The 15,321-nt window shown below is 72.1% G+C and carries 12 protein-coding genes; 9 read left to right on the top strand and 3 right to left on the bottom strand.

What is annotated here, in order from left to right; genetic code table 11:
* Nucleotides 1-984 carry a hypothetical protein gene (locus OG252_RS19215; RefSeq protein WP_329337459.1) on the bottom strand — a complete coding sequence of 328 codons (984 nt, stop codon included), beginning with the start codon at nucleotides 982-984 and terminating at the stop codon, nucleotides 1-3.
* 270 nt (nucleotides 985-1,254) lie between these two features.
* Between OG252_RS19215 and OG252_RS19210 the strand changes: the two genes are divergently transcribed.
* On the top strand, nucleotides 1,255-2,844 hold the full coding sequence (locus OG252_RS19210) for a S8 family peptidase (RefSeq protein ID WP_329337457.1): 1,590 nt from the start codon (nucleotides 1,255-1,257) through the stop codon (nucleotides 2,842-2,844).
* A gap of 7 nt (nucleotides 2,845-2,851) precedes the next feature.
* Here the strand turns inward: OG252_RS19210 and OG252_RS19205 are convergent, their stop codons facing one another.
* Nucleotides 2,852-4,048: a serpin family protein gene (locus OG252_RS19205; protein ID WP_266434235.1), complete on the bottom strand. Its 1,197-nt coding sequence runs from the start codon at nucleotides 4,046-4,048 to the stop codon at nucleotides 2,852-2,854.
* Nucleotides 4,049-4,161: 113 nt separating this feature from the next.
* Between OG252_RS19205 and OG252_RS19200 the strand changes: the two genes are divergently transcribed.
* The 6 genes from OG252_RS19200 to OG252_RS19175 all read left to right on the top strand — a co-directional run bounded on the left by OG252_RS19200 (nucleotide 4,162) and on the right by OG252_RS19175 (nucleotide 11,068).
* Nucleotides 4,162-5,406 carry a DUF4190 domain-containing protein gene (locus OG252_RS19200; RefSeq protein ID WP_329337455.1) on the top strand — a complete coding sequence of 415 codons (1,245 nt, stop codon included), beginning with the start codon at nucleotides 4,162-4,164 and terminating at the stop codon, nucleotides 5,404-5,406.
* Nucleotides 5,407-5,553: 147 nt separating this feature from the next.
* Nucleotides 5,554-6,306 (top strand): GntR family transcriptional regulator, encoded by a 753-nt coding sequence (locus OG252_RS19195; RefSeq protein WP_329337453.1) that lies wholly within the window; start codon nucleotides 5,554-5,556, stop codon nucleotides 6,304-6,306.
* 384 nt (nucleotides 6,307-6,690) lie between these two features.
* Nucleotides 6,691-6,882: an SPOR domain-containing protein gene (locus OG252_RS19190; protein WP_053749454.1), complete on the top strand. Its 192-nt coding sequence runs from the start codon at nucleotides 6,691-6,693 to the stop codon at nucleotides 6,880-6,882.
* Nucleotides 6,883-6,936: 54 nt separating this feature from the next.
* Nucleotides 6,937-7,347, top strand: a complete 411-nt coding sequence (locus OG252_RS19185; RefSeq protein ID WP_266434226.1) for a (deoxy)nucleoside triphosphate pyrophosphohydrolase — start codon at nucleotides 6,937-6,939, stop codon at nucleotides 7,345-7,347.
* A 436-nt stretch (nucleotides 7,348-7,783) separates the two neighbouring features.
* Complete coding sequence (locus tag OG252_RS19180; protein ID WP_266448108.1) at nucleotides 7,784-8,191, top strand: ATP-binding protein; 408 nt, start codon at nucleotides 7,784-7,786, stop codon at nucleotides 8,189-8,191.
* Between the two features lie 252 nt (nucleotides 8,192-8,443).
* The gene (locus OG252_RS19175; RefSeq protein ID WP_266434223.1) at nucleotides 8,444-11,068 is read left to right on the top strand and encodes a SpoIIE family protein phosphatase; all 2,625 of its coding nucleotides are present in this window, start codon (nucleotides 8,444-8,446) and stop codon (nucleotides 11,066-11,068) included.
* 21 nt (nucleotides 11,069-11,089) lie between these two features.
* Here OG252_RS19175 and OG252_RS19170 read toward each other — a convergent pair whose 3' ends face one another.
* Nucleotides 11,090-12,850: a hypothetical protein gene (locus tag OG252_RS19170; RefSeq protein WP_443068494.1), complete on the bottom strand. Its 1,761-nt coding sequence runs from the start codon at nucleotides 12,848-12,850 to the stop codon at nucleotides 11,090-11,092.
* 224 nt (nucleotides 12,851-13,074) lie between these two features.
* On the opposite strand from OG252_RS19170, the gene OG252_RS19165 reads away from it, so the two are divergent.
* On the top strand, nucleotides 13,075-14,166 hold the full coding sequence (locus tag OG252_RS19165; RefSeq protein WP_329337448.1) for a hypothetical protein: 1,092 nt from the start codon (nucleotides 13,075-13,077) through the stop codon (nucleotides 14,164-14,166).
* A 59-nt stretch (nucleotides 14,167-14,225) separates the two neighbouring features.
* Complete coding sequence (locus tag OG252_RS19160) at nucleotides 14,226-15,230, top strand: phosphotransferase family protein (RefSeq protein ID WP_329337446.1); 1,005 nt, start codon at nucleotides 14,226-14,228, stop codon at nucleotides 15,228-15,230.
* Nucleotides 15,231-15,321: the final 91 nt, after the last annotated feature.

The raw sequence follows: 15,321 nt of genomic DNA, 5'->3' as shown, positions 1-15,321 counted from the left end.
TCACCATCCCGGGCATTCGTAGCGCCCTCGCTCCAGCGGACTGCACTCCGCCATGCCGGTGACGGTGAACTCGTACACCTGCTTGGGGTGTTCCGCGATGCCGTGCACCGCGAAGTGCTTGCCGTTGTTCGTGATGTCCTGAGTGTGGGTTCCGTCCGAGTCGACGTAGGTGACCTCGAAGGCCTTCCAGGTGCAGTCCCTGGTCCCGGACGTGACCTGGATGCGCAGGCCTCCAGGCGTGGCGCCGTTGCCGAGGTCGATCTTCTTGTGTGCGAAGTACGGCTCGCCGTAGTGCTCTTCGTCGCTCCCGGTGATCAGGGGGGTGCTGGTGGAGCGCGTCACGTCGAAGAGCATTCCGCTGTAGCTGCCCTCGCCCTCACCGTGGGTGATGATCACCGTGTTGGCTTTGGCCGGGGCGCACCGGACACCCTTCATCCGCATGCCGTTGATCACGAGGGCGGCCTGCCGGTCGCTGATGAGGTCCGCCAGCCAGGCTTCGGAGTAGCCCCACCACTGCGAACCTGTCGAGGCGTTCCAGACGTCGGAGTAGAAGACGCTGCGTGCGTCGTGGGCCTTGTCGAACGGGCCCAGGTCCGGGCGCGGGACGAGGATCTGCCGCTTCTCCTGATCGGAGAACGGGGCGTTGTAGAGCGAGGCCTCGGGGTATTCGGTGTCCTGCCGGACGCCGGCGGAGAACGCGGGCCCCTCCCGGTCGACCTTGTCGTCGGCCTCGCTCGTCACCCTCGCGTCGTGCTCCGAGGTCAGCCAGTCGATGCTCTTCGTCAGCAGGAACAGCACGAGCGAGCTGACGACCACCCAGCCCACGCTGATGAGGACCTTCCGGTTCCGCCGGCGCCGGTCCGTGTCGGCCGCGTCCGGAAGGACGCTCTGGATCACATCGTCCGCGAAGGACGAGGACGCGTTGTCATGCGCGGAGCCGGCGTCCGCTGTGTTTCTGGCGTCCGCCGTGTTTCTGTCTTGCATGCGAGCAGCCCTGGGGAGTAAGTGGCCAAGTGGGAAGGGAAGTTGATGCTATGCCACGGGCCAGGACATGGATCGATCCGTCCCTTCGTCCGTGCAGGGCCCTTGTGCAATTCCTTCGCAAGCCCCAATCTTTCGGCTGACGCACAGGTACGGCACGGAGATTGACATGTTCCTGCCGTAAGTGGCGTCGGGCTCTGTTGCGCGTGCACCACCATCCCCACCACCGCACCATCCCCACCAGCGCACCACCAATTGAGGAGGACCCCTCACATGGCAGTGATGCGTCAAACCCGGCGAAGACTGGCCACGAGGAGACTGGCAACGATCAGCTCCATGGCCACCGCGGTACTCGTCGCGGGCCTCGTCTCCGCCCTCCCCGCGGGTGCCGCCCCGGCCGCTTCCGAGGGCCGTATCCAGTACGAGGGCGCCGCGAACGCCGTCGCCGACAGCTACATCGTGACCCTGAAGGCGGACCAGGCGCGTGCCGGTACCGCCGAGGGGCGGAACCTGGCCGAGAAGTACGGTGCCGACATCGAGCGGACGTACACGAAGGCTCTGAACGGCTACGCGGTCGAGGCCTCCGAGGCCGAGGCGAAGCAGCTGGCCGCGGACCCGGCCGTGGCCTCCGTCGTGCAGAACCGCACCTTCCACATCGCGGCGACCCAGCCCAGCCCGCCCTCCTGGGGCCTGGACCGGATCGACCAGCGCAACCTCCCGCTGAGCAGCTCGTACACCTACCCGGACTCCGCCGGGCAGGGCGTGACCGCGTACATCGTCGACACCGGCGTCCGCATCACGCACAGCGACTTCGGCGGCCGTGCCTCCTACGGCTACGACGCGATCGACAACGACAACACCGCCCAGGACGGCAACGGCCACGGCACCCACGTCGCCGGCACGGTCGCCGGCACCGCCTACGGGGTGGCCAAGAAGGCGAAGATCGTCGGCGTGCGAGTGCTGAACAACTCCGGTTCCGGTACGACCGCCCAGGTCGTGGCCGGTATCGACTGGGTCGCCCGGAACGCGGTCAAGCCGGCCGTCGCCAACATGTCCCTCGGCGGCACCGTGGACACCGCCCTCGACACGGCCGTACGCAACGCCGTCGCCTCCGGCGTCACCTTCGCGGTCGCGGCCGGCAACGAGAACGTCAACGCCTCCACCAGGTCGCCCGCCCGCGTCACCGAGGCGATCACCGTCGGAGCCACCACCTCCGGCGACGCCCGCGCCAGCTACTCCAACTACGGCTCGGTCCTGGACCTGTTCGCGCCCGGCTCGTCCATCACCTCCGCCTGGAACACCGGCGATTCGGCCACCAACACCATCTCCGGTACGTCCATGGCGACCCCGCACGTCGCCGGAGCCGCTGCCCTCCACCTGGCCGACAACCCGTCCGCCACCCCCGCCCAGGTCTCCGCCGCGCTGACGGCCGCCGCCACCACCGGCGTCGTCACCAGCCCGGGCACCGGTTCACCCAACCGGCTCCTGTACGTCGGCGGCGGTACGACCACCCCGCCCGGCCCCCGCTTCGAGAACACCGGGGACTACGCGATCAGCGACAACTCCACCGCCGAGTCCCCGGTGACCGTCTCCGGAGTCACCGGCAACGCGCCCTCGGCCCTGGCCGTCGAGGTCCACATCGTCCACACCTACATCGGTGACCTCCAGGTCCAGCTGGTCGCCCCCGACGGCACGGCGTACACCCTCAAGGCGTACGGCGCCGGCGGCAGTTCGGACAACATCAACACCACGTACTCGGTGAACGCCTCCTCCGAGGTCGCGAACGGCACGTGGCGGCTGCGGGTCAGTGACAACGCGGCGCAGGACGTCGGGCGGATCGACGCCTGGGCGTTGCAGTTCTGACGCGGGGTCAGTGACGGCCGTCCTCGCGGAAGGGCGTCGGGTCCGTGACCCAGCCCGCCGCGAGGACGAGCCGCGAGGCGCGGTGCACGGCGAGGAAGCCGAAGGGGCGGTCGAAGGTGGCCCGGACGCTGGTGGTGGTCCAGCGCAGGGCGGGCGGAGCGCTGCCCGGCTGCGCGGCGACGGCCGTCACGGCCGCGGCACGGAAGCCCAGTCCGCCGAACGTCGCCGTCGCGCACTGTTGGGCCGAGCCGATGGCCAGGGGGAGAGCGCTGATGCCGGGGAAGTGGCCGGTCGAGGTGTCCATCGCCGTGGAGAGGCCGAACACCCGGGGCAGCTTCAGCAGATCGTGCCGCGCGTCCAGGCGGAAGGCCGGGGTCACCACTTCCAGCGTCGGCGGCAGGGGCCGCGCCCGGCGCTCCTTCACCACGTGCAGACCCGGTCCCACCTCCCCGTACGGGAGTTGAGACCCGGGCACGACCGGACACCGGCGGGCCAGGACGTCCACGCCCGCCCCGAGCACCTGCCCGGCGGTCATCCCCTCCTCGCCGAGCAGCAGGTGGACGTCGACAGCGGTGTCGCCCAGCACCTTCAGCTCGGTGACATGACCGTGGGGCGTGTCCGCCACGCCGACCCGGTCCAGCAGCTCGCTGCTCCGGCGCAGTCCCCGCAGCACTCGGCCCTGCCAGGGCCCGGTCTGTGGCATCAGCGGACCCTCCCGGAAGGGGCGCAGCCACTCCGTCCGCAGGGCCAGCGCGCTCGCCAGCACCATCTTCGTACGGTCCGTCAGCGCGACCGGCATGCGCTCGACCATGCCGTCCGTCCGCTTGGCCGCCCACGCGTCCAGCGCCTCCTGGTCGGCCGCCGTGTCTCCCGTGAGCACCCCGCGCGTCCCCGCCGGCAGTGCCGCCTCCCACTCCTCCCGCGGCTCCAGCGTGCGCTCGGTCCACAACCCGACGGCCGTGTCCAGGCCGCGGATGTGAGCCATCGCGGCAAGCAACTCCCGCCCTGCGGCGGCCGTTTCACCGGCCGGCACCCCGAGCGCCTGCGCGATTTCCGCCCGCGCCGCCCCCGTCGCCCCGTCCGCCAGAAAGGCCAGCAGCGGCCAGACGCCCGGCGCCGAGAACACCGTCCCGCCCTCCGCCGACCCCGCCCACCTCGCGGTCAGTGCGTTGGCCGCCCGGATCGTCGTATTCGTGACCGGCATTCCGCCCCCATCAACCCCGCGCTTACCATGCGGCCTGGCGTACGTCAGTTCTGTACGGCCTCGTCACGGTCTTCGTCCCGGCCCCGCCGCCCGAACCAGGAAGCACGGTACTCGTGTCCATACCTCCGCCCTCTGGGCCCTACCAGCCTCAGGAACCCCAAGGGCCGTACCCGCAGGGCCAGTACCCGCAAAGCCAGTACCCGCAGGGCCAGTACCCCCCGCCTCCGCCGTCCGCACAGGGGCCGTACGGCGCTCCCTACGGCCCGTACCCCCAGGCGCCCTACCAGGGCTGGGGCCAGGGCTACAGCCCGTACAACCAGCCGGCGCCCGTCAACGGGCTCGCCATCGCCGCTCTCGTCCTCGGCGTCCTGTGCTGTCTGCCGGCCGTGGGACTGGTCCTCGGGCTGATCGCGCTGCGGCAGATCAAGAAGCGGGGCGAGCGCGGGAAGGCCATGGCCATAATCGGGTCCGTGCTGTCGTCCCTCGGGCTGGCCCTGTGGGTGCTGGTGCTCGCCACGAACGGTATGTCGGAGTTCTGGGACGGGTTCAAGGACGCGGCGAGCAGCACCAGTTCGCCGGCCAAGGGCGAGTGCTTCGACTCGCCGACCGGCCTGGAGGGCTCGACGTACGACCTCGACGAGGTCTCCTGCGCGGGCGCGCACGACGGCGAGGTGTTCGCGGTCGTCGTGCTGCCGGGCGGTGACTTCCCCGGCGACGCGTCGGTCACCGCCACCGCCGAGGACAAGTGCTACGCGCTCCGGTCCGCCTACGCCATGGACGCCTGGGCCGTCCCGGACGACGTGGACGTCTACTACGTCGTGCCGTCCGCGGAGAGCTGGGATCTGGGCGACCGCGAGATCACCTGCGCGTTCGGCAACACGGACAGTGACGTGGCGATGGAGGGCGGCTCGCTGCGCAACGACGAGACGACGCTCGACGCGGACCAACTCGCCTACCTGAAGGCGGTCAACGGCGCACAGGCCGCCATGGAGTCGGTGCCCGAGGATCTGCCCGAGGACGATCTGAAGGCCAACAAGGAGTGGGCCGCGCAGGTGGCGGCCGCGCTCGACGACGAGGCCCGGCTGCTGCGCGGCCACACCTGGCCCGCCGACGCCCAGAAGCCCGTCGAGGCCGTCGCCAAGGAGGCGGAGGCCCTGGTGCTGCCGTGGGCGAAGGCGGCCGTGGCCGCCGACGTGGACGCCTTCTACCTGCACTACGGCGAGGCCCTGGAGCTGGAGGACTCCGACCTGTCGGTCACCGCACGCAAGGCTCTGGGGCTGGCCACCACCCCACCGGCCGAGGACGAGGGCGGCACCGGCGGGGACACCGGGGGATCGGGCGACGACCTGGAGGTGTGACGCCCGCCATAGCGGGGAGAAAGTGCCTGCGTAAAGCCCTGCCCCCAGATATGTCATCACATCGAGTGATTCTCTGGCCTTTGCTTGCACGGCCCAACCTACGGTTGCCACGCTGTTGCTGTCTGTACAACCTGATGGGAGCGGCCAGTGACATTCGGTGAGCAGCCGGCGTACCTGCGTGTCGCGGGTGATCTCCGCAAGAAGATCGTCAACGGTTCGCTGCCACCGCACACCCGCCTCCCCTCCCAGGCCAGGATCCGCGAGGAGTACGGCGTCTCGGACACGGTCGCGCTCGAGGCGCGCAAGGTGCTGATGGCCGAGGGGCTGGTCGAGGGCCGCTCCGGCTCGGGCACGTACGTGCGTGAGCGGCCCGTGCCCCGGCCCATTGCCCGCTCCGGCTACCGCCCGGCCGGCGGGGCCACACCGTTCCGGCAGGAGCAGGCCGACGGCGAGGTGCGCGGCACCTGGGAGTCGAGCAGCGAACAGGCCGAGGCGAGCGGTGCCGTCGCCGAGCGGCTCGACATCCGGCCCGGCGACCGCGTGATGTGCACGAAGTACGTCTTCCGGGAGGCCGGCGAGGCGATGATGCTCTCCACCTCCTGGGAGCCCCTCGCCGTCACCGGCCGTACGCCCGTGATGCTGCCCGAGGAGGGCCCGCTCGGCGGCATGGGCGTCGTCGAGCGGATGGCCGCCATCGACGTGGTCGTGGACAACGTCACCGAGGAGGTCGGCGCCCGCCCCGGCCTCGCCGAAGAACTCCATGCGCTCGGCGGTGTCCCCGGTCATGTGGTCCTCGTCGTCCAGCGCACGTACTACGCCTCGGGCCGCCCGGTGGAGACGGCGGACGTGGTGATCCCGGCGGACCGCTACCGGGTCGCGTACCACCTGCCGGTGAAGTAGCGCGCCTCCTGGCCGACTTGTTGTATGCCCCGTGTGAAGTGGCGCACGCCCTCCTGGCAGTTGCCCCCGGCGATCGCCCAACCGACGCCTGTTCGTACGGCGTTCGAATTCGGCCGTTTTTGCAGGTCGGCGCAGATGCGCGGGGCATGTCGCTGACCGGATGCATCGATGCGTACAGGGGGCGCGTTCGATAGTGCACGCCCCCCGATGCGCCGGTCCGTCCTGGCTGGTTGCGTACCTCTTTGTGAAAAGGCGTGTTCGCTGCGTAAAGGTAGGGCGTAGGCTCGGGCATATGCGGATTGCGGTTTCCTTAGCGGGTGGGGCTCGACGCAGGCTGTGGGTGGGAAGCGGGCGGGCCGGGGCGGGAAGGAGCAGTGGGGCGCGATGAACGACGGCACGATCACTCTTCCCTGGCTCGTCATACGGCAGGACGACAACGGCAATCGCTACCGAGTGGGCAGGTACGCGACCCGTGCCGAGGCGCAGAAGATCGCCGACAGTCTCGATTCCCGCGGCCACAAGCAGCTCTACTGGGTGGAGCGGATCGGGCAGAACGGCAGCAGCTCGGCCGACTGAGCCCTCCCACCCTTCCGGTCCTTCCGGCCCCCGCGCTCCCGTAGGCTCCGGCCCATGACGGAACGGATCGTGGTGGTGGGGGCCGCCCTGCTCGACGGCGGCCGCCTCCTCGCGGCACGTCGCAGTGCGCCCCCCGAACTCGCCGGGCGCTGGGAACTGCCCGGCGGCAAGGTCGAGGCGGGCGAGACGCCCGAGGCGGCGCTCGTGCGGGAGTTGCGCGAGGAACTCGGCGTCGAGACCGAGCCCGTCGAGCGCATCCCGGGCGAGTGGCCCCTGAAGCCGCCCTACGTCCTCCAGGTGTGGACGGCCCGCATCCATTCCGGTTCCGGCGACCCCAAGCCCCTCCAGGACCATGACGAGCTCCGCTGGCTCGCCCCGGGCGAGATCTGGGACGTGCCCTGGCTGGATCAGGACGTGCCGGCGGTCCGCGAGGCGGCGACGCGGCTGGATGCCGGGCCGCGCTGATCCCGTACGAGGGCCGTGACCGAAGGTGTGCGGGCTCTCGCATGCTGTCCGTGACCCGGGCGGCCCCCGGCTCGTCCACCGGCTGGACCAGGGCGTGCGGCGGTGCGGGATAAGGCGGCGTGGCTTGAGGCCGGATCGCGCTGATCGCCGTACGGGGGTCGTGGCCGGAGACGTACCGGCTCCCGTACGGCGGTCGTGGCCGGAGACGTACCGGCTCCCGGATGTCGTCCATGACCGGGGCGTACGGACTCCCGCGTGGTGTCCGTGGCCGGGGGCGCACCGTCTCTTGCGCGTGGTCCGCGAACGGCGTGCGCTGATCGCCCGTACGCCGTTCGTGCCACAGTGCGCCGTCGGGGGCGGTACTCCCCGCTCGATATAGGGTATGTGCCCATTAACCCCACGAAAGCGGACATGGGTGAGCCGGCTCGCTCGGGATGTGATCGGCGTGATCGACACCGAAGACGACTGCGTCGAGTGGACGTTTCCCGCGGACCCTGGTGCCGTCCGCAGCGCCCGTGCCGTCGTCCGGGGGCAGTTGCGCGACTGGGGTCTCGACAGCCTCGCCGACCTCGCGGCGCTGCTCGTCAGCGAGCTGGTGACCAACTCCCTGCGGCACGCCACCGGCCCCATCGGCGTACGGCTGGTGCGCCCCGCGGACCTGGGCGGCGTCCTGCTCGTCGAGGTCTCCGACCCGCTCCCGGACCCGCCCCGCGAGCGCGTCGCCCGGCCCGAGGACGAGAGCGGCCGGGGCCTGCAACTCGTCGCCCACTCCTCGCGCCGCTGGGGCAGCCGCCCCGGCGAGGCGGGCAAGACGGTGTGGTTCGAACTCGCCGTGCCGGGATGATCCGACGGTGTACGACCGCTCGCGCTCTGTCGAGCAACTGGTTCAGGCCAGTGGCGGTTGTCGACAGGCGGGATTCGACGACGTGTCCGCTGGTTAGAAGACTGTAGGTGTTGTCACGGTCCGGACCGAAAACCATCGGGACCGTGCTGTGATCGTGAACACCGTGTTGTGCGGCGCCGTAGTGCTGGATACTGCGGGCAGCCGCCCCCGGTGACCGGTGCCGGACGCGGTGAGCTGGAGGGGACGGTTCGCGTGAGCGAGATACCAGCGAAGGCCACGGAGTCGGAAGACCCGTCGGACGGCGCGAGGACGGAGGCCGCGGGTGGTGCCGAGGCCGTGATCCGTCCGGAAGACGTGCCGCCCGGGGACGCCATGTGGCAGAGCAGTCCGCCCGGCTCGATCTACGACTACATCAAGGTCGCGTCCTTCTCCATCGGCCCGGACGGGCTGGTCGACCAGTGGAGCCTGCGGGCCGAGCAGCTCTTCGGTATCGCCGTCGAGCGGGCCGTCGGCATGGACCCCATCGAGGCGTTCATCGACCCCGACCTCCAGGAGCGGGGCCAGCGGAAGATGGCCGAGATCCTCGACGGGCGGGAGTGGACCGGCGTGGTCCCCTTCCGGATGCCGGACACGGCACCCGGGGAGCGCGGCCTGCAGGGTCTCGCCGAGGTGTACGTCATGCCGACGCGGACCGAGGACGGCGAGAAGGCCGCCGTCTGCATCGTCGTCGACGTCCGCACCCTGCGCAGCATCGAGACCGACCTCGCCGCCTCGCAGGCGATTTTCGGTCAATCTCCGTTCGGCTTCCTGCTGATCGACCCCGATCTGCGGGTGCGCCGCGCCAACCAGCAGTTCGCCAACACCTTCGGCGGCACCCCCGACGACCACCGCGGCAAGGGCGTCTACGACTATCTGCAGCGCCCCGAGGCCGAGCGGGTCGCCGCGACCCTGCGCCGGGTGCTGGACACCGGCAACTCCATCACGGACATGCACGTCACGGGCTTCGTGCCGGGCTCCGAGGAGCGCCGCCACTGGTCCATCAACCTCTATCGCGTGCACAGCGGCTCCGGCCGCCCCATCGGCATCGCGTGGCTCGGACTCGACATCACCGCCCGCCGCGCCGCCGCCCGGGAGGCCGCCGCCGCCCGGCGCAATCTCGCCCTACTGAACGAGGCGGGCGCCCGCATCGGCAACTCCCTCGACCTGGAGACCACGGCGCGCGAACTCCTCGACGTCGTCGTCCCCGGCTTCTGCGACCTGGCCACGGTCGACCTCTACCAGGGCCTGCTGGCCGGCGACGAGACGCCGCCCGGCCTCGCCGACGGCAGCGCGGAACTCCGTCGCGTCGCCTTCGCCAGCGCCGTCTCCGACGCGCCCTTCGCGGGCTCGGGCGATCCGGTCGCGGTCGGCGCGGTCCACCACTACCCCTTCAACTCGCTGTGCGCGGACGCCCTGCGCACCGCACGGCCGCGGCGCATCCCGGCCGAGGAAGGCGGCCTCGTCCAGTCCACGCTCGCCGTGCCGATGGTCGCCCACGACACGGTCGTAGGCCTCGCGCAGTTCGCCCGCACGAAGGGCAGCGAGCCGTTCGGCGACCGGGACCGGGACCTGGCCGTCGAGCTGGCGGCCCGCGCCGCCGTCTGCATCGACAACGCCCGCCTCTACCGGCGCGAGCACGAACGGGCGTTGATGCTGCAACGGTCCCTGCTGCCCCCCGGCGACCCGGTCGCCTCCGGCCTGGACATCGCCTGCCGCTACCTGCCCGGCAACTCCTCCTCCGACCGGCCCAGCGAGGTCGGCGGCGACTGGTTCGACGTGATCGAACTGCCGGGGCACCGCACGGCGTTGGTGGTCGGGGACGTGATGGGCCGGGGCCTGCGGGCCGCAGTCGCGATGGGTGAACTCCGGTCGGCCGTACGCACCCTGGCCCTGCTGGACCTCGAACCGGCCGAAGTACTCTCCGCGTTGGACGAGATCGCACGCGGACTCGGGGCACCGGGAGGCGTCCAGCAGGCCACCCGCGCCGCCCGTCGCCCCCGCGAGGCGGACCTCTCCGAGGTGTACCTGGCGACCTGCGTGTACGCGGTGTACGACTCGGTGACCCGCAGGTGCACGTTCGCGAACGCGGGCCACCTGCCACCGGTCCTGGTCGAACCCGGCGAGGCGGCGCTGATGCTGGACGTGCCGCCGGGCATGCCGCTCGGCGTGGGGGGCGAACCCTTCGAGGAGGTCGAGGTCGAACTCCCCGAGGGCGCTCTGCTGGCGCTCTACACGGATGGACTGGTCGAATCGCGCGACCACCCGCTGGACGAGGGCCTCCAGGCCTTCGTCGGAGCCCTCACGGACCCCTCGGCTCCCCTGGAGGACGTCTGCGACCACGTCCTCAACACCCTCGACACCCACCACGGAGAGGACGACATCGCCCTGCTGATGGCCCGCGTCCAGGGCCTGCCCGCCGACTCGGTCGGCGACTGGACGCTGCCGCGCGAGCCGCGCAGCGTGGGCAAGGCCCGTGAGTACGCGCGCGGCCAGCTGCTCAGCTGGGACCTGGAACCCCTGGTCGACACGACGGAACTGCTGGTCAGCGAGCTGGTGACGAACGCCCTGCGGTACGGCGAGGGCGAGATCAGGTTGCGGCTGCTCCTCGACCGCACGCTGGTCTGCGAGGTCTGGGACTCCGGCCTGGTCCAGCCCCGCCGCCGCCGCGCCCGCGACACGGACGAGGGCGGACGCGGACTGCAGTTGGTCGGCCTCCTCAGCGCGGCCTGGGGCTCCCGCCGGACGCCGCGCGGCAAGACGGTGTGGTTCGAACTGCCGCTGCCGGACGGGGAGAACGGCCTGGCGGACCCGGCGGAGGCGTTGCTGAGCCTGTTCTGAGCGGGCTGCGCGTCTGAGCGGCTACGCGGAGGTGAGCCCTCGCCCGGCCCGGGTGTGCGGTCCGCCGAAGCTCGGCGCCGGGCCGCCGTCCGCGTCCTCGCCCAGGAGGATCCCGCCGAGGACGGCCCCGGCGACCCCCCTCTCGTGCCGGGCCGCACCGGCGACGGGGTTGCCGTGCACGCGCACGTCCTGCTCGGCGAGCTCACGGGCCTGCCGGGCCAGGGTGTGGGCGCGCACCAGGTCGGTGAGGGACGCGGCGTCGAGGAGCTCCCGTGCCGCCGCGAGCAGGGTGCGGGCGTCGGCGCCCACCGCGCCCCGGTGCGTGGTGACGAAGGTGTCCGCGACGGCGGTGGCGCTGCCCGCGGCGAGCCGGGCGGCCGCCGGGAGCACCCCGGCCCGCCCGGTGGCGACCGGCGCCAGGACGCGCACGATCCGGCGCAGGACGTCCAGCGGGTCGTACGGCCGCCCGCCGGTCAGCTCCTGCCGTACGGAGGTCAGCACGGTGTCGGCGTGCAGAACCCGGGACCACAGCTCGCCCACGGGGACGCCCAGCAGGGCGGCGTCCGGGAGCCGAGCCCACCGTGTCGCTCTCCCCGCATCCTCCGCCGCCCCGCCCCTAGTCGTACCCGCCCCGGCATCCGGCACCGCGCCCGCCCCTGCGTCCGGCCCGGTGCCGGCCCTCGCGTCCTCCGCCGTCCCGCCCTCGCCCGTCCTCGTACCCGCCCCGGCGTCCGGCACCGCGCCAGTCCCGGCATCCGGCAACGCGTCCGCCCAGGTGCCGGCCTCGGTGTCCGGCACCGCGCCCGTCATGGCGCCCGTGCCCGCGTCCGCCGGCTGCTCCCACTCCCCGGTGGTCGGCAGCACGCCCCGCACCCCGGAGAGTTCCGCCTCCGCCCCGGTCAGGGCGCTCGCCACCATCGCGGCGGCGGCGCTCAGCTCCGCGGCGAGTCGGTCGATGCCGTCGACGAAGGCGGCGGCCTGAGCGACGGCTCCCTCGGCGGCGCGCAGTTGCCGGACCGCCCCCTCGGCCTCGCCCGAGTCGGCGGCCTGGCGGGACCGGTTGAGGTGGGTCGTGGCGAACACCAGGCGGTCCTTGGCCTGTTCGGCGTAGCCGGTGACCGGGGCGGTGGCGGAGGGCGCGTACCGCTCGGCGAGGTCCGCGAGGGTCGTACCGGTCGTCGCCGCGCGGCCGGTGAGTTCCCGGAAGCGGGTCTCCGCGACGGTGAGAGCCTCGCCGATCTCCCCTTCCAGGGCGCGGAGTCGGTCAAAGGCCGCCGCCTCCTCGTCCAGGCGCCGGCCCACCTCCTGGCACCGGCCCACGATCCCGGCGAGCGCGTGGCGCCGGGACGGTTCGTCCGGCGGGACGCCGGCGTCGTACCGCCGCCGTATGCGGAAGGCGGCCGACAGTTCGGACTCCGCGTCCCGTACGGCCCGGGCGAAGGGGGCGACGGCCGCCGGGCCGGAACGGGCCTCGGCGAAGCCCAGTTCCTCGCGGCTGGTGCGGATCCAGTTGTCGGCCTCGGCGAGGAGGGTGCGGGACTCGCCGTCGAGTTGCGTGAGGGGCGGGGCGGGGGGTGTGGTGCGGGTGCCGCCGGGCGTGGTGCGGGTCCTGGCCCGTCGGGTGCGTCGTAGATACGCGTATCCGGCCAGTGCGCCCACGCCACCCACCACGACGAGCGGCAGGACCAGGTCCGCTCCCGAGGTCTCCTCGTCCTCCGGCGCGGCGGCGGCCACCGGGGCATCGGTGCTGATCGCAACCGGAACGTCCGTGCTGATCGTCATCCCCGGCAACACCAGCCACACGAGCCCGGCCGCACTGCCCAGTACGGCATGGGCCACCCGCACGGATATGTGAGAGCGGGTGCCCCGCGGCCGGCCCCGGATCAACGATGACGTCACATTTGGGAGCGTATGAGGAGGAATGCGGGCGCGCGACCGGGGTGGCGGGTGGCCGTGGGCCGATGGGGGAGGGGAACGCCGTGACGGAACGTTCTGGGGGGACGGGGATGGAAGCGGAGCAGAAGCCCGAGGAGGGTGAGACACCCGCGGTCGCCGATGGTGAGCAGGCGCCACCGGAACCGAGGAGACGGCGGGCCTGGGTCCGCTGGGTCCGGCGTACCGCCCTCGGTCTCGTGCTGGTCGTCGTCCTGCCGTTGCTCGCCGGGGAGATCGCCCTCCGTGTGAACTACACCGGCGATCCGGCGGACGGCACGTACACCCGCGACAAGGACGCGGTCTGGCTCGGCCACGCCTGGGTCGACGGCCGGAAGAAGGACGCCGACGTCACGGCGCTCGCCCGCCGTCTGGAGAGCACCGGAATGCGTGATCTCTACGTCCACTCCGGGCCGCTGGAGCACGACGGCACGCTGCCCGAGTCGGCCTACCCGAGGGCGCGTTGGTTCATCGACGCGATGCACCGCGCCGCCCCCGGCGTCCGCGTGCAGGCCTGGCTCGGTGACGTACTCGCCAGCGAGGGCCCGAACGGCATGCGGCTGGAGCTGCCCGAGACCCGGGCCGCCGTCGTCGGGTCCGCCCGGCAGATCCTCGCCGTCGGCTTCGACGGCGTGCACTTCGACCTGGAGCCGCTGCACTCGGGCGACCGGAACTACCTCACCCTCCTGGACTCACTGCGCCCCGTCACCCGCGCGCAGGGCGCGCAGCTGTCGATCGCCGCGCACCAGATCGACCCGGTGCCGGCGTTCCACTCCTTCTGGAACGCGCTCACCGGGCACCCGAAGTGGTGGTCGCAGGAGTTCTTCGGACAGGTCGCGCGCCGGGTCGACCAGATCGCGGTGATGTCGTACGACACGATCCAGCCGTTGGAGAGCACGTACGGCGGCTATGTCGCCCAGCAGACCGCCCTGGCCCTGGAGGTCACTCCGCAGTCCACCGACCTGCTCATGGGGCTGCCCTTCTACCACGAGAACCGGTTCGGCCACTGGAATCACGCCGAGACCGCCGCCGCCGCGGTCCGGGGAGTGAGGCTGGGCCTGTCCCGCACGGACGCGGACCGCGCCAACTTCGGCGTCGCCGCGTACGTGGACTTCGCGGCCACGGAGGAGGACTGGACGGCGTACCGGGAGGGCTGGGTGCGCTGAGGACCCGGCCGTCCTGAAATCTGGCTGCGGGCGGGTCCCACCGGTGCGAGCATCCGACGATGACCACCACCCGCAGGCCCCTCACCCGCGACGACCTCACCCCCCTCGCCCGGGCGGCGACCGGCCCCCACCGCACCCTCGCCGCCGTCGCCCGGCTGCGCGGCGGCTCCAAGAAGGGCGTCTACCGGCTGACCTTCGACGACGACTCGACGGCCGTCGCCTACGTCTGGTCGGCGGACGAGGACTACTGGGACGCCGGGCCCTCCGACCCGCGCGACCCCTTCTCCCACGGGACCGGCTTCGGCCTGTTCACCGCGGCGCACGACCGGCTGGCCGCCGCCGGCGTGCGCACGCCCCGGCTGCTGTACGCCGACGCCACGCACACGCACCTCCCGGCGGACGCGGCGGTCGTCGAGGACCTGCGGGGCGGGAGCCTGGAGGAGACCCTGGAGCGGGACCCGGCCCTGGGACGCGCCTGTCTCCAGAGGCTGGCCGCACAGCTCACCGAGCTGCACGCGCACGAGGCGCCGGCCTTCGGCAAGGTAGCCCTTGTCGACAGCGGCGGTGAGTCGTCCGCGAGCTCCTGCGAGCAGCGCGTGACCGAGGGCGCCCTGCGGGACATCGCCGAAGTCGCCGCGAGGGACGCCCGGATCACCGCCGTACGGGAAGAACTGGCGGACACGGTACGAGAGCTGGCCTCCGCGGTCCGCCCCCGCTCCCGGTACTCCCTCATCCACGGCGAACTCGGCCCGGACCACGTCCTGTTGGACACGGACGGCAACCCCGCCCTGATCGACATCGAGGGCCTCATGTACTTCGACGCGGAGTGGGAGCACGTCTTCCTCCGGATCCGCTTCCGCCATCACTACGACACTCTCCGCGCCCCCGGCCTGGACGAGGACCGCCTCCGCCTCTACCGCCTGGCCATGCACCTGTCCCTGGTGGCCGGACCCCTGCGCCTCCTCGACGGCGACTTCCCGAACCCGGAGCCGATGCGGGAGATCGCCGAGCACAATCTGCGCAGGGCCCTGGAGCTGACCGGAGGCCGGGGCGGGACGAGGTGAACATCCGGTGACCGAGACGTCATGTGCGCTTTGCCCGCAGGGGCTCTTCCGTTGGTTGTGAGCGGACTGTGAGCGGCCCTACCGTCCACGG

The organism is Streptomyces sp. NBC_01352 (assembly GCF_036237295.1).
Taxonomy (GTDB): domain Bacteria; phylum Actinomycetota; class Actinomycetes; order Streptomycetales; family Streptomycetaceae; genus Streptomyces; species Streptomyces plumbiresistens.
Note: the sequence above shows the minus strand (reverse complement) of the source record. Positions and strands in the feature narration are given on the sequence as shown.

Bases quoted from the DNA above. Each gene is read 5' to 3' on its own strand.
- OG252_RS19215 (WP_329337459.1), bottom strand. From the start codon at position 984: ATGCAAGACAGAAACACGGCGGACGCCAGAAACACAGCGGACGCCGGC.
- OG252_RS19210 (WP_329337457.1), top strand. From the start codon at position 1,255: ATGGCAGTGATGCGTCAAACCCGGCGAAGACTGGCCACGAGGAGACTG.
- OG252_RS19205 (WP_266434235.1), bottom strand. From the start codon at position 4,048: ATGCCGGTCACGAATACGACGATCCGGGCGGCCAACGCACTGACCGCG.
- OG252_RS19190 (WP_053749454.1), top strand. From the start codon at position 6,691: ATGAACGACGGCACGATCACTCTTCCCTGGCTCGTCATACGGCAGGAC.
- OG252_RS19185 (WP_266434226.1), top strand. From the start codon at position 6,937: ATGACGGAACGGATCGTGGTGGTGGGGGCCGCCCTGCTCGACGGCGGC.
- OG252_RS19170 (WP_443068494.1), bottom strand. From the start codon at position 12,850: ATGACGATCAGCACGGACGTTCCGGTTGCGATCAGCACCGATGCCCCG.
- OG252_RS19165 (WP_329337448.1), top strand. From the start codon at position 13,075: ATGGAAGCGGAGCAGAAGCCCGAGGAGGGTGAGACACCCGCGGTCGCC.
- OG252_RS19160 (WP_329337446.1), top strand. From the start codon at position 14,226: ATGACCACCACCCGCAGGCCCCTCACCCGCGACGACCTCACCCCCCTC.